Genomic DNA, 12,783 nt, shown 5'->3' on the forward strand with positions numbered 1-12,783 from the left:
GCCCGTAACGCAATGGTTGCTGCGCTGTACAGGCGGTTTGCACGGGATGCACGAACCCGCGATGGTGATCGGCAAAGCCAGTGACCGACACCTGAGCCGCGCGTTGAACTCCGTGAGTCACGCCACAGGGAGCCCGCATGTCCGCACCACGCCCCGCCGCCGAGGCGGACCGCGCGACCCCGCCGCCGCGGGACACCGTGACGGATGTGGTGCGCTGGGCCGCCTTCAGCTGTCTGCTCGTCCCGGTGGTACTCCTCGGCTACGGCACCTCTCTCGCCGGCGCCGCGGGCACCGCCCTCGGGCTCGCGGCCGTCACGGGCGCCTGCCGGGTCCTGCTGCGCCAGTCCGAGCGCGGCGCGGCGCGCCTCGCGGCGGAGGACCGGGCACCGCACCGCGGCCGGCGCCACCGCACCGGAACGGGGTCGCACCGTGGCGGACGGCACACCGGCGGAGATACACCGGTCGGCTGACCGGTTTCCGCGCACGCTCGCAGCGGTTTTCAGCCAAGTTCTCATACCTGTGCATCACCCCGTCCGACCACCCCCCAACCCCCGTTCGACCTGCACGGAAAGGGTCTCGGGGGGTCCGCGCACCCTACGTGGATTGGCCACTGCGACAAGGCGCACTTCCCTGCACGCCCCACGAGTGCAACGCTTCGTGATCGAATGCTTCACGCCAAGTTGCCAAGTCGACAATGTGCCGAGGGGCGAACCGGCCACTCCGGCACGACGGCACACAGTAGATTCGATCTTGTTTACGGCGGGGGACTCGTGCAGGACCGAGGGGAAACGTGCAGGAGCGACACAACCGAGGAGCCGCGACCACCGAGGGGGGCTTAGCAGTATGAGCCACGACTCCACTGCCGCGCCGGAAGCCGCGGCCCGGAAGCTTTCCGGGCGACGCCGCAAGGAGATCGTCGCGGTGCTGCTGTTCAGCGGCGGCCCCATCTTCGAGAGTTCCATACCACTGTCGGTGTTCGGGGTTGACCGCCAGGACGCCGGCGTACCGCGCTACCGACTACTCGTGTGCGGAGGCGAGGAAGGCCCGCTGCGGACCACAGGGGGCCTCGAACTCACCGCACCACACGGCCTGGAGGCGATCTCACGCGCGGGCACGGTCGTCGTACCGGCCTGGCGTTCGATCACTTCACCGCCACCGGAGGAGGCGCTCGACGCACTGCGCCGCGCCCACGAGGAGGGCGCCCGCATCGTCGGACTGTGCACCGGCGCCTTCGTCCTCGCGGCGGCCGGGCTGCTGGACGGCCGTCCCGCGACGACCCACTGGATGTACGCACCGACGCTGGCCAAGCGCTACCCGTCGGTGCACGTGGATCCGCGTGAGCTGTTCGTCGACGACGGCGACGTGCTGACGTCGGCGGGCACCGCAGCGGGCATCGACCTGTGCCTGCACATCGTGCGCACGGACCACGGGAACGAAGCGGCCGGGGCCCTGGCCCGCCGGCTCGTCGTCCCCCCGCGCCGCAGCGGCGGGCAGGAGCGCTACCTCGACAGGTCTTTACCAGAGGAGATCGGCGCCGACCCGCTCGCCGAGGTCGTCGCCTGGGCGCTGGAGCACCTCCACGAACAGTTCGACGTGGAGACCCTGGCGGCACGCGCGTACATGAGCAGGCGTACGTTCGACCGCCGCTTCCGCTCGCTGACCGGGAGCGCTCCGCTGCAGTGGCTGATCACACAGCGGGTCCTCCAGGCGCAGCGCCTGCTGGAGACGTCGGACTTTTCGGTGGACGAGGTGGCCGGCCGCTGCGGTTTCCGGTCGCCGGTCGCCCTGCGCGGGCACTTCCGCCGGCAGCTGGGCTCGTCCCCGGCCGCGTACCGGGCGGCCTACCGCGCCCGGCGCCCGCAGGGCGAGCGGCCGCAGGAGACCGAGAGCGCGCCGGGCGGCCCCGGGCCCGGCATGGCGGGCCACCCGGGCCATCCGGGCCACGCCGGGCACCCGGGCCAGCCCGGCCAGGCACCCGCCCCGCTGCACCCGGAGCACCCGGTGCCGCTGCAGTCCCGCCGTACGGCGGCGGCGAGCGCGGTCGGCCAGTCCCCGGCCCTGTCGGCGAGCCTGCCCGGGCAGCGCAGCGCACCGTGAAGCAGTAGCCGCGGGGCCCGCGGGGAGCACCCCTCCCCGCGGGCCCCGTGGCTTTCGCGGGACGGGCGGCCCCGCCGGAGGCAGCGGGTCGTAAGGTGAGACACATGAACGATCGCATGGTGTGGATCGACTGCGAGATGACCGGCCTCTCGCTGTCGGACGACGCGCTCATCGAGGTGGCCGCCCTCGTGACCGACTCCGAGCTGAACGTGCTCGGGGACGGCGTGGACATCGTGATCCAGCCGCCGGACCAGGCGCTGGAGACGATGCCGGACGTGGTGCGTCAGATGCACACCGCCTCCGGGCTGCTCGAGGAGCTCGCCGCCGGGACGACCCTGAAGGACGCCGAGGACCAGGTCCTGACGTACGTGAGGGAGTTCGTCAAGGAGCCCGGCAAGGCCCCGCTGTGCGGCAACTCCGTCGGCACCGACCGCGGCTTCCTCCTGCGGGACATGCCGACGCTGGAGAACTACCTCCACTACCGGATCGTCGACGTGTCCTCGATCAAGGAGCTGGCGCGCCGCTGGTACCCGCGGGCCTACTTCAACAGCCCGCAGAAGAACGGCAACCACCGCGCGCTCGCCGACATCCGCGAGTCGATCGCCGAGCTGCGGTACTACCGCGAGGCCGTGTTCGTCCCCCAGCCCGGCCCCGACTCGGACACCGCGCGGACGATCGCCGCGAAGCACGTCCTGCCTGGTCAGTAGGCAGAACGGGGGTACGGGGAGGGGCCCGGAGAAAGGCGTGCGCGAGCACCCCTTCGGACCCTGTACACTTTTTCTCGGCCGGTCGGGGACAACACTGATCTCCAAGCCGGTCATGGTGGGTGTAGCTCAGCTGGTAGAGCACCTGGTTGTGGTCCAGGATGCCGCGGGTTCGAGTCCCGTCACTCACCCTGAGTATTCAGCCGGTGGCCTCGGAAGAGGCCACCGGCTGAAGCGTTTTCAGCGTGCCGCTCGCCGTGGCGTCCACGCCCCGGGGCTACGGTCGGCGGCATGGACGGTGGGCGGACCGGATGGCGTGCGTGTGTGCTCGGCGGGGCGGTGTTCGCCGTCTGCATGGCCGGCACCACGCTGCCCACTCCCCTCTATCCCCTCTACCAGGACAAGTTCGGCTTCTCCGAGCTGACGGTGACCGTGGTGTACGCCCTGTACGCCTTCGCGGTGATCGCCGTGCTGCTGCTGGTCGGCAACGCCTCGGACGCCGTGGGCAGGCGACCGGTGCTGCTGTGCGGACTGGCGTGCGCGGCGGTGAGCGCGGTCTGCTTCCTCTGCGCCACGGGCATCGGCTGGCTGTACGCGGGGCGGCTGCTGTCGGGACTGTCCGCCGGGCTGTTCACCGGGGCCGCCACCGCGTACGTCATGGAACTGGCGCCGCCGGGCGGTGCCTCCCGGGCCACGTTCGTGGCGACGGCCGCCAACATGGGCGGGCTGGGCTGCGGCCCCCTTGTCTCCGGACTGCTCGCACAGTACGCACCCTGGCCGCTCCATCTGCCGTTCGTCACCCACCTCGCCCTGGTCGGCGCCTCGGCCGCCGTGCTGCTGTGGCTCGCGGAGACCGTACGGGAGCGGCAGCCGCTGCGCACCGTACGGCCGCAGCGGCCCGCGCTGCCGCCGCAGGTGCGGGCGGTGTTCGGCCCCGCCGCGACGGCCTCCTTCGTGGGCTTCGCCCTGTTCGGGGTGTTCACCTCGGTCAGCCCGGCCTTCCTGGTGGAGTCCCTGGACGTGTCCGACCACGCCGTGAGCGGGCTGATCGTCGCCCTGGCCTTCTTCTCCTCCACGGCCGGGCAACTGGCGGTCGGCCGGGTCGGCGTACGGCGCTCCCTGCCGCTGGGCTGCGCCGGGCTCCTCGCCGGGCTGGCGCTGCTCGCCGGGGCCCTGTGGTGGGACCAGATGGCCCTGCTGATCGCCAGCGCGCTGGTCGGCGGGATCGGCCAGGGCCTGGCGTTCCGCGGGGCCCTGACCGACGTGGCCGAGGCCTCCCCCGCGGATCGGCGCGCGGCGGTGATCTCGACCCTGTTCGTCGTGGCCTACACGGGCATCTCCGTCCCGGTGATCGGCGTGGGCCTCCTGACCGGCCCGCTCGGGCTGGAGGGCGCGGGCCTGGTGTTCATCGCGTGCATGGCGGTGCTGGTCGTGGTGGCGGGGGTGTACCTGGTACGACGACTGGTACCGGCTCGGGTGTGAGCGTGCGGGGACGCGAGGCCCGTGGCGGAGGACGCGGCGGCCCGTGAGGCGGGCCCGCCGGCCGCCACGGGCCTCGCGTCCTCCGCCACGGGCAACTCCGCTACGGCGGTGGACCGTTGCACGGATCGGCCGCACGGCCCGAGACCGTGGAGGACGCCTTCGCCGCACGCCTCTCCCGCCGTCCGCGGATACGGCTCGGCCCGGGCGACCTCGGCGGCCTCCGGGAGCGGGCGGCCGTTCACGACGAGGCGCGGGACACCAGTTCCGTGGCCAGGACCAGCTGGCGGCGTTCCAGGCCGCGGGAGGCCAGGGGGCGGCGGTCGGCGACCTCGGTGAGCAGGAGGTCTATCATCCGCCGGCCCATCTCCTCGATGGGCTGCCGGACGCTGGTCAGCGGCGGCTCCATGTGGCGAGCGATGGCGGAGTCGTCGTAGCCGACGAGCGCCACGTCCTCCGGGATACGGCGGCCCGCGTCGCGCAGCGCCCGCCGGGCGCCGGACGCGGTGACGTCGGAGGCGGCGAAGACCGCGTCGATGTCGGGGTGGCGCTCCAGCAGGGCCACCATGGCCCGGTGCCCGCCCTCCTCGGTGAAGTCCCCCGCCTCGATGAGCCCCTCGTCCACCCCGAGGCCGGCGTCGCTCATGGCGTCGCGGTAGCCGTCGACACGGCGCTGGGCACCGTAGACGTCGAGGCGGCCGGTGATGTGGGCGACCCGGCTGCGGCCCCGGGACAGCAGGTGCTCGACGGCCTGGCGGGCACCGCCGTAGTTGTCCGAGTCGACCGAGGGCAGGGTCTCCGCCGCCGAGCGCGGGCCGCTGATCACCGCCGGGATCTCCAGCTGGGCCAGCAGGTCGGGCAGCGGATCGTCGGCGTGCACCGAGACCAGCAGGACACCGTCCACGCGGTGGGCCGCCAGATACTGGGCGAGGCGAGCACGTTCCCGGTCGTTGCCCGCGAAGATCAGCAGCAGCTGCATCTCGGTGTCGGACAACGCCGACCCGACGCCCTTGAGCATGTCCGAGAAGTACGGCTCCGCGAAGAACCTCGTCTCCGGCTCGGGCACGACCAGCGCGATCGCGTCCGTACGGTTGGCGGCCAGGGCACGGGCCGCGGTGTTGGGGACGTAACCGAGCTCCGCGACCGCCGCCTCGACGGCGGCCCGGGTCGCGTCACTGACCCGGGGCGAGCCGTTGATCACCCGGGAGACGGTGCCGCGGCCGACACCGGCGCGCGCCGCCACCTCTTCGAGGGTGGGCCGGCCACCACTTCGCCCCCGCGCTCCGTGGGTTGCCATGGGCTCCGCCTTCCCGTCCACACCCGCACTCTGTGACTGGCCTGGAATTTAACAGGCCCGCCGACCACGACGCCCTCCACCGAGGCCTCGCCGCCCCGGCCTTCCGTTTCGGCTGGACGAGCCGCGCCACCGGTGGTCGACTGGCTCGATTCAACCGGCCGGGACCCCAACCGAGGTCGGAGCGGGTCCAGTTAACGGGCCGATAACTGAACGCATCTCTTCCTGTCCGGTCCCTTGACACCCCCGCCGCGACCGGGGACTCTTCAACACATCACTGGTGGGAGCGCTCCCACAGTACCTGGCACATACACAACCCGCACGTTCCCCGCCCGAGCCTTAAGCGCGTAAAACGGTCCGACACAGCAGTTGGCCGGGGGGTCGGCACGTCAGGGCAACAGGAGGACGACATGCGAGCACGCATCCGAACCGCCCGCAAGGCGATGGTCGTCGCGGCCGTCGCGTCGCTGGGCGCCGGGCTGCTGGCCGGCTGTGCCGACGACGGCAAGGACGACGGCTCCGGTTCCTCGTCGGGCGGCGACAGTGGCGGCAAGACCACGATCACGCTCGGCCTCTTCGGCACCATGGGCTTCAAGGAAGCCGGCCTCTACAGCGAGTACGAGAAGCTCAACCCGAAGATCAAGATCGCCGAGAACGTCGTCGAGCGCAACGAGAACTACTACCCGGCACTGCTGAACCACCTGACCACCAACAGCGGCCTGCAGGACGTCCAGGCCGTCGAGGTCGGCAACATCGCCGAGATCGTCGCCACCCAGTCCGCCAAGCTGGAGGACCTCTCCAAGGCCCCGGGCGTGAACAAGGCCGACTGGCTGGACTGGAAGTGGCAGCAGGCCACCACCAAGGACGGTCAGACGATCGGCCTCGGCACCGACATCGGCCCGATGGCGATCTGCTACCGCAAGGACCTCTTCGAGAAGGCCGGACTTCCCACCGACCGCGCCGAGGTGGGCAAGCTGTGGGCGGGCGACTGGAACAAGTTCGTCGACGTCGGTGAGCGCTACAAGGCGAAGGGCCCCAAGGGCACCACCTTCATGGACTCCCCCGGCGGTTTGATCAACGCGGTCCTCAGCAGTGAGAAGGAGAAGTTCTACGACGCCTCCGGCAAGGTCGTCTACAAGACGAACCCGGCCGTCAAGAACGCCTTCGACCTGACCGCCGACGCCGCGAAGAAGGGCCTGGTCGGCGCGCAGACCCAGTTCCAGCCGGCCTGGGACCAGACGATCGCGAACAACAAGTTCGCCGCGATGGCCTGCCCGCCGTGGATGCTCGGCTACATCAAGGGCAAGTCGCAGCCCGACGCCAAGGGCAAGTGGGACGTGGCCGTGGCGCCCAAGTCCGGCAACTGGGGCGGCTCCTTCCTGGCCGTGCCGAAGAGCGGCAAGAACGTCGAAGAGGCCAGGAAGCTGGTCGCCTGGCTGACCGCGCCGGAGCAGCAGGCGAAGCTGTTCAAGGTGCAGGGCAGCTTCCCGAGCGCGCAGGCCGCCTTCGACAGCGCCGAGGTCACGGGCGCCAAGAACGACATGACCGGCGACGCCCCGATCGGTGAGATCTTCGCCGAGGCCGCGAAGCAGATCCCGGTCCAGGTGATCGGCCCGAAGGACCAGATCATCCAGCAGGGTCTGACGGACAACGGCGTCATCCTCGTCACGAAGGGCAAGTCCGCGAAGGAGGCCTGGGAGACGGCGACGAAGACCATCGACAACAACCTGGACCAGTGACCCGCATGGCCACCCGTCACGACACCGCCGCGCCCCCCGTCAAGGAGGGGGGCGCGGCCCCGGGCCGCCCGCCCGCGGCTTCCGACTCCGAGCAGGAGCAGCGGCGCCGGGCCAAGCTCTCGCGCCGCTGGCAGCGGGACGTGCGCTGGAGCCCGTACGCCTTCGTCTCGCCGTTCTTCCTGCTGTTCCTGGCGTTCGGCCTCTTCCCGCTGATCTACACGGGCTGGGCCTCGCTGCACCAGGTGGAGCTGACCGCGCCCACCGACATGAACTGGGTGGGGCTGCGCAACTACACCCGTATCTTCGACGACGAGTTCTTCTGGAACGCGGCGAAGAACACCCTGACCATCGGCATCATCTCCACCGTCCCGCAGCTGCTGATGGCGATGGGCATCGCCCACATCCTCAACTACAAGCTGCGCGCCTCGACCTTCTACCGGGTCGCGATGCTCGCCCCGTACGCCACCTCGATCGCCGCGGCGTCCCTGGTGTTCGTGCTGCTCTTCGGGCGGGACTACGGGATGATCAACTGGGCGCTGGACTTCTTCGGCGTCGACCCGGTCGACTGGCAGGGCGACAAGTGGCCCTCGCAGATCGCCGTCTCGACGATCATCATCTGGCGGTGGACGGGCTACAACGCGCTGATCTACCTGGCGGCGATGCAGGCCATCCCGCAGGACCTGTACGAGTCGGCCGCGCTCGACGGTGCCAGCCGCTGGCAGCAGTTCCTGCACGTCACCCTGCCGTCGCTGCGGCCGACGATCCTGTTCACGGCCGTGGTGTCGACCATCGGTGCCAGCCAGGTCTTCGGCGAGCCGCTGCTGTTCGACGCCAACAAGGGCGCCTCCGGGGGCGCGGAGCACCAGTTCCAGACGCTCGGCCTGTACCTGTACGAGCAGGGCTGGGTGAACCAGCACCTGGGCCGTGCCTCGGCGATCGCCTGGACGATGTTCCTGATCCTGATCGTCATCGGCATCGTCAACTACGTCATCTCGCGCCGGCTGCGCGCCAGTAGTTAAGGAGTTGTGGCCGTGACGACGACTGTGACGCCCCCCGAGACCTCGCCCGCCCGGCAGACCAAGCGTTCGCGCCTGCCGAAGTCGGCGCGGGCCGGCGGGACCCTGCACGGCGGTCCGATCGCCTACGCGATCCTGATCCTGTTCACGATCGTGTCGCTGTTCCCGCTGGTGTGGACCGCGATCGCCGCCTCCCGTGACAACCAGCGCCTGGCGCAGACGCCGCCGCCGTTCTGGTTCGGCTCCAACCTGTTCAAGAACCTGGAGATCGCCTGGACGGACGCCAACCTCGGCGAGGCGTTCTTCAATACCACGATCGTGGCGGGCGTCTCGGCGCTCACCGTCGTCGTGCTGTCGACGATCGCCGGGTTCGCCTTCGCCAAGCTGCGTTTCAAGGGCCGCAACGCGCTGATGCTGCTCGTGATCGGCACGATGATGGTGCCGCCGCAGCTGAGTGTGATCCCGCTGTACATGATGGTCGCCAAGCTGGACTGGACCGACCAGCTGCAAGCGGTGATCTTCCCTTCGCTGGTGAGCGCGTTCGGTGTGTTCTTCATGCGGCAGTACCTGCTCCAGGCGCTGCCCGACGAGATCATCGAAGCCGCCCGGGTGGACGGCGCCGGCAGCTGGCGGGTGGTGTGGCACGTGGTGTTCCCCGCCGCCCGGCCCGCGATGGCGGTGCTCGGCATGCTGATGTTCGTGCAGACGTGGAACGACTTCCTGTGGCCGTTCCTGGTGCTCACCCAGACCGGCAACCCGACCGTGCAGGTCGCCGTGGCCGGCCTCGGCCGCGGGTACACCCCCGATCAGTCCCTGATCATGGCGGGTGCGCTGCTGGGCACGCTGCCGCTGCTGCTGGTCTTCGCGATCTTCGGCAAGCAGATCGTGGGCGGCATCATGCAGGGCGCCGTCAAGGGCTGAGTCCTGCTCCGCCCGGGGGCCGAGCCATTGCCGCCTCGGCCCCTTTCCCCCTTCCCCCCCCCGTCCGCTTGTCGGTCCACACGACCCCTGTTGGGAGCGCTTCCATGCCTGACTCCGAGAACCCGGCCACTCCGGTGACCTTCCCGCCCGCCTTCCTGTGGGGCGCGGCGACGTCCGCGTACCAGATCGAGGGTGCGGTGCGGGAGGACGGCCGGACGCCGTCGATCTGGGACACCTTCAGCCACACGCCGGGCAAGACCGTCGGCGGTGACCACGGTGACATCGCTGTCGACCACTACCACCGCTACCGCGACGACGTGGCGTTGATGGCGGAGCTGGGCCTGGGCGCCTACCGCTTCTCCATGTCGTGGTCGCGGGTGCAGCCGACCGGCCGGGGCCCCGCCGTGCAGAAGGGTCTGGACTTCTACCGGCGGCTGGTGGACGAGCTGCTGGCGAAGAACATCAAGCCGGCCATCACGCTGTACCACTGGGACCTGCCGCAGGAGCTGGAGGACGCCGGGGGCTGGCCTGAGCGCGACACGGCGTACCGGTTCGCGGAGTACGCGCAGATCGCCGGGGAGGCGCTGGGCGACCGGGTGGAGCAGTGGATCACGGTCAACGAGCCGTGGTGCAGCGCGTTCCTGGGGTACGCCTCCGGGGTGCACGCGCCGGGCCGTACGGACCCGGTGGCCTCGTTGCGTGCCGCGCACCATCTGAATCTGGCGCACGGTGTGGGCGCGTCCGCGCTGCGGTCGGTGATGCCGGCCCGCAACACGGTCGCGGTGAGCCTCAACTCCTCGGTCGTGCGGCCGCTTTCGCAGGATCCGGCGGATCTGGACGCGGTCCGCAGGATCGACGACCTGGCCAACGGCGTGTTCCACGGGCCGATGCTGCACGGCGCCTACCCGGAGTCGCTGTACCGGGCGACGTCGTCCCTGACGGACTGGGACTTCGTCCTCGACGGCGACCTGGAGCTGATCAACCAGCCGCTCGACGCGCTGGGCCTCAACTACTACACGCCGTCACTGGTGTCGGCGGCGGACGTCTCGGCGAAGGCGCCGCGCGCCGACGGTCACGGGGCGAGCGACCACTCGCCGTGGCCGGCCGCGGACGACGTCGCCTTCCACCAGACGCCGGGCGACCGCACGGAGATGGGCTGGACGATCGACCCGACGGGCCTGCACGAGCTGATCATGCGCTACACGCGTGAGGCACCGGGCCTGCCGCTGTACATCACGGAGAACGGCGCGGCCTACGACGACAAGATCGACTCGGACGGCCGGGTGCACGACCCGGAGCGGGTCGCCTACCTGCACGGCCACTTGTCGGCGGTGCGCCGTGCCATCGCCGACGGCGCGGACGTGCGGGGTTACTACCTGTGGTCCCTGATGGACAACTTCGAGTGGGCGTACGGCTACGGCAAGCGGTTCGGCGCGGTCTACGTGGACTACGCGACGCTGGAGCGCACGCCGAAGACCAGCGCCCGGTGGTACGGGCGGGCGGCGCAAACCGGGACGCTGCCGGAGGTCGAGGCGGTCTGACCGACGGGGGACGGGGTCCGGGGCGCGGCACCTCTAGGGGAGTGCCGCGCCCCGGCCGTACCTCGGCGGCGGGTGCGCGGACGTCGTCCCGCGGGGGCGTCAGCCCTTGTTGGCGCCCAGGGTGAGGCCGCTGACGAACTGGCGCTGGAGTGCGAAGTACACGATCAGGGTGGGGATCGCGGTGAGCAGGGCGCCCGCGGCGACCAGGTTGGGGTCGGTGAAGTACTGGCCGGAGAGGTTGTTCAACGCCGAGGTGATCGGCATGTTCTCGCCGGTGGAGATGAGGACGATGGCCCAGAAGAAGTCGTTGTAGATCCAGATGGACAGCAGGGTGGCGAGGGCGGCCATCGCCGGCTTGCACAGCGGGAGCACGATCTGCCAGTACAGCCGCCACACGGAGGCGCCGTCGACGAGGGCGGCCTCGGTGAGTTCGTGCGGCAGGGAGCGCATGTAGTTGCTCAGCACGAAGGCGCAGAAGCCGGACTGGAAGGCCACGTGGATCAGCACCAGGCCGAGTGCGGAGTCGTAGAGCTTGCCGCTCATGGTGATGCCGGGCAGGTCGATCAGCAGGTAGAGCCGGTACAGCGGAGTGATGATGACCTGCTGGGGCAGCAGGTTGCCGGCCGTGAACACCAGCAGCAGGAACAGGTTGAGCCGGAAGTCGAAGCGGCTGACGTAGAAGGCGACCATCGACGACAGCAGCAGGGTCAGCAGCACGGCCGGGACCGCGATCAGCAGCGTGTTGCCGAAGTAGTGCAGCATCTCCGACTGCTGGAAGGAGCTGGTGAAGTTGTCGAGGGTGAGCGTGCCGGGCCAGGAGACGTAGCCCTTGGTGCTGGTCTCCGCGTACGGGCGCATCGCCGCGAGCAGCGCCCACAGCAGGGGTGCGAGCCAGGCCAGTGCCGTGACGACGAGGAAGGTGTGCAGCAGGATCCGCGCCGGGCGGATCGGGGTGCGCTGCTTGGCCGGTGCGCCCAGGGTGCTCATGCGCGCCGCTCCTTCCGGAAGGTGGCGATCAGGTAGGGGATGATCACCGCGAGCGAGATCACCAGCAGGACGACGGCGATCGCGGAGCCGTATCCGATGCGGCTGGACTCGCCGATGATGTTGTTGGTCACCAGGATCGACAGCAGTTCGGTGCCCTGGGCGCCCTTGTTGAAGACGAAGACCAGGTCGAAGGCGCGCAGGGCCTCGATGATCGTGACGACCAGCACGACGGTGTTGGTCGGGCGCAGGGTCGGGAAGATGACGTTCCTGAACGTCTGCCACTCGCTCGCGCCGTCCAGGGCGGAGGCCTCGCGCAGGGCGGGGTCGACGCTCTTCAGGCCGGCCAGGTAGAGGATCATCATGTAGCCGGCGTGCCGCCAGGACGCGGCGACCAGGATGGCCCACAGGTTGAGATCCGGGTCGCCGATCCAGTCGATGTAGTGGCCGGGTTTGTTGGCGCCGATGACGCTGTTGATCAGGCCGGTGTCCGGGTTGTAGATCAGCTGCCAGACGAAGCCGATGACCGCCAGCGACATCACGACCGGCAGGAAGAACGCCGTCTGGTAGACGCGGCTGAAGCGGATCCGCTTGTCCAGCTGCACGGCGAGGAACAGGCCGAAGGGCGTGGGCAGCAGGATGAGCACCACGAACCAGATGACGTTGTGCTCGACGGCGGGCCAGAACTGCGGGTTGCTGGTGAACAGTTCACGGAAGTTCTGCAGTCCGACCCACTGGATGGAGTCGAAGCCGATGCCGTCCCAGGTGGTGAAGGCGAGCGCGATCGAGGCGAGGGCCGTCAGCCAGACCAGGGCGACGTGCAGGATCGTCGGCAGGCCGGCCATCAGGCCGAGCGTGACGCGGTCGCGGCGGGTGAGCAGCCGCCGGTGCCCGTGGGGGGTCGCGGCGGGCGGGGACGTGGGGGCGGGCCCCGGAGCCGGGGGGAGGGCCGGCTCCGGAGCCTTCGCGGGGGTGGTGGTCATGGTCGGATCCGGTTCGTCGGGTCTC

11 protein-coding genes and 1 tRNA gene are annotated in these 12,783 nt (G+C 70.2%); 9 read left to right on the top strand and 3 right to left on the bottom strand.

Features of this window, described 5'->3' with window-relative positions:
* Positions 1-137 precede the first annotated feature (137 nt).
* From ACFV20_RS12435 to ACFV20_RS12455, 5 genes are all read left to right on the top strand, one after another.
* Positions 138-470 carry a hypothetical protein gene (locus ACFV20_RS12435; RefSeq protein ID WP_385655484.1) on the top strand — a complete coding sequence of 111 codons (333 nt, stop codon included), beginning with the start codon at positions 138-140 and terminating at the stop codon, positions 468-470.
* Positions 471-843: 373 nt separating this feature from the next.
* The gene (locus ACFV20_RS12440; protein WP_385655486.1) at positions 844-2,097 is read left to right on the top strand and encodes a helix-turn-helix domain-containing protein; all 1,254 of its coding nucleotides are present in this window, start codon (positions 844-846) and stop codon (positions 2,095-2,097) included.
* Positions 2,098-2,201: 104 nt separating this feature from the next.
* The gene (gene orn / locus ACFV20_RS12445; protein ID WP_385655488.1) at positions 2,202-2,804 is read left to right on the top strand and encodes an oligoribonuclease; all 603 of its coding nucleotides are present in this window, start codon (positions 2,202-2,204) and stop codon (positions 2,802-2,804) included.
* 115 nt (positions 2,805-2,919) lie between these two features.
* Positions 2,920-2,992: transfer RNA gene (locus tag ACFV20_RS12450), tRNA-His, on the top strand.
* Positions 2,993-3,092: 100 nt separating this feature from the next.
* Positions 3,093-4,283, top strand: a complete 1,191-nt coding sequence (locus tag ACFV20_RS12455; protein WP_385655490.1) for an MFS transporter — start codon at positions 3,093-3,095, stop codon at positions 4,281-4,283.
* A gap of 238 nt (positions 4,284-4,521) precedes the next feature.
* On the opposite strand, the gene ACFV20_RS12460 is transcribed toward ACFV20_RS12455, so the two are convergent.
* Positions 4,522-5,577: a LacI family DNA-binding transcriptional regulator gene (locus ACFV20_RS12460; RefSeq protein WP_385655492.1), complete on the bottom strand. Its 1,056-nt coding sequence runs from the start codon at positions 5,575-5,577 to the stop codon at positions 4,522-4,524.
* Between the two features lie 407 nt (positions 5,578-5,984).
* Here ACFV20_RS12460 and ACFV20_RS12465 point away from each other — a divergent pair, with 407 nt between their 5' ends.
* From ACFV20_RS12465 to ACFV20_RS12480, 4 genes are all read left to right on the top strand, one after another.
* Positions 5,985-7,313: an ABC transporter substrate-binding protein gene (locus ACFV20_RS12465; RefSeq protein ID WP_385655494.1), complete on the top strand. Its 1,329-nt coding sequence runs from the start codon at positions 5,985-5,987 to the stop codon at positions 7,311-7,313.
* A gap of 5 nt (positions 7,314-7,318) precedes the next feature.
* Entirely contained in the window at positions 7,319-8,332 is a 1,014-nt protein-coding gene (locus ACFV20_RS12470; RefSeq protein ID WP_385655716.1) for a carbohydrate ABC transporter permease, read from the top strand.
* A gap of 12 nt (positions 8,333-8,344) precedes the next feature.
* Positions 8,345-9,250: a carbohydrate ABC transporter permease gene (locus tag ACFV20_RS12475; protein WP_385655496.1), complete on the top strand. Its 906-nt coding sequence runs from the start codon at positions 8,345-8,347 to the stop codon at positions 9,248-9,250.
* Between the two features lie 104 nt (positions 9,251-9,354).
* Entirely contained in the window at positions 9,355-10,791 is a 1,437-nt protein-coding gene (locus ACFV20_RS12480; protein WP_385655498.1) for a GH1 family beta-glucosidase, read from the top strand.
* Between the two features lie 99 nt (positions 10,792-10,890).
* Here ACFV20_RS12480 and ACFV20_RS12485 read toward each other — a convergent pair whose 3' ends face one another.
* Positions 10,891-11,778 carry a carbohydrate ABC transporter permease gene (locus ACFV20_RS12485; protein WP_385655500.1) on the bottom strand — a complete coding sequence of 296 codons (888 nt, stop codon included), beginning with the start codon at positions 11,776-11,778 and terminating at the stop codon, positions 10,891-10,893.
* Entirely contained in the window at positions 11,775-12,758 is a 984-nt protein-coding gene (locus ACFV20_RS12490; RefSeq protein ID WP_385655502.1) for a carbohydrate ABC transporter permease, read from the bottom strand. The genes ACFV20_RS12485 and ACFV20_RS12490 overlap by 4 nt, the downstream gene beginning before the upstream one ends.
* Positions 12,759-12,783 lie beyond the last annotated feature (25 nt).

This window comes from Streptomyces sp. NPDC059696, assembly GCF_042733745.1.
Lineage (GTDB): Bacteria > Actinomycetota > Actinomycetes > Streptomycetales > Streptomycetaceae > Streptomyces.

Excerpts from the sequence above, each read along its gene's own strand:
- ACFV20_RS12465 (WP_385655494.1), top strand. The coding sequence starts at position 5,985 with ATGCGAGCACGCATCCGAACCGCCCGCAAGGCGATGGTCGTCGCGGCC.
- ACFV20_RS12480 (WP_385655498.1), top strand. The coding sequence starts at position 9,355 with ATGCCTGACTCCGAGAACCCGGCCACTCCGGTGACCTTCCCGCCCGCC.
- ACFV20_RS12490 (WP_385655502.1), bottom strand. The coding sequence starts at position 12,758 with ATGACCACCACCCCCGCGAAGGCTCCGGAGCCGGCCCTCCCCCCGGCT.
- ACFV20_RS12440 (WP_385655486.1), top strand. The coding sequence starts at position 844 with ATGAGCCACGACTCCACTGCCGCGCCGGAAGCCGCGGCCCGGAAGCTT.
- ACFV20_RS12485 (WP_385655500.1), bottom strand. The coding sequence starts at position 11,778 with ATGAGCACCCTGGGCGCACCGGCCAAGCAGCGCACCCCGATCCGCCCG.
- ACFV20_RS12470 (WP_385655716.1), top strand. The coding sequence starts at position 7,319 with ATGGCCACCCGTCACGACACCGCCGCGCCCCCCGTCAAGGAGGGGGGC.
- ACFV20_RS12455 (WP_385655490.1), top strand. The coding sequence starts at position 3,093 with ATGGACGGTGGGCGGACCGGATGGCGTGCGTGTGTGCTCGGCGGGGCG.
- ACFV20_RS12435 (WP_385655484.1), top strand. The coding sequence starts at position 138 with ATGTCCGCACCACGCCCCGCCGCCGAGGCGGACCGCGCGACCCCGCCG.
- ACFV20_RS12460 (WP_385655492.1), bottom strand. The coding sequence starts at position 5,577 with ATGGCAACCCACGGAGCGCGGGGGCGAAGTGGTGGCCGGCCCACCCTC.
- orn (WP_385655488.1), top strand. The coding sequence starts at position 2,202 with ATGAACGATCGCATGGTGTGGATCGACTGCGAGATGACCGGCCTCTCG.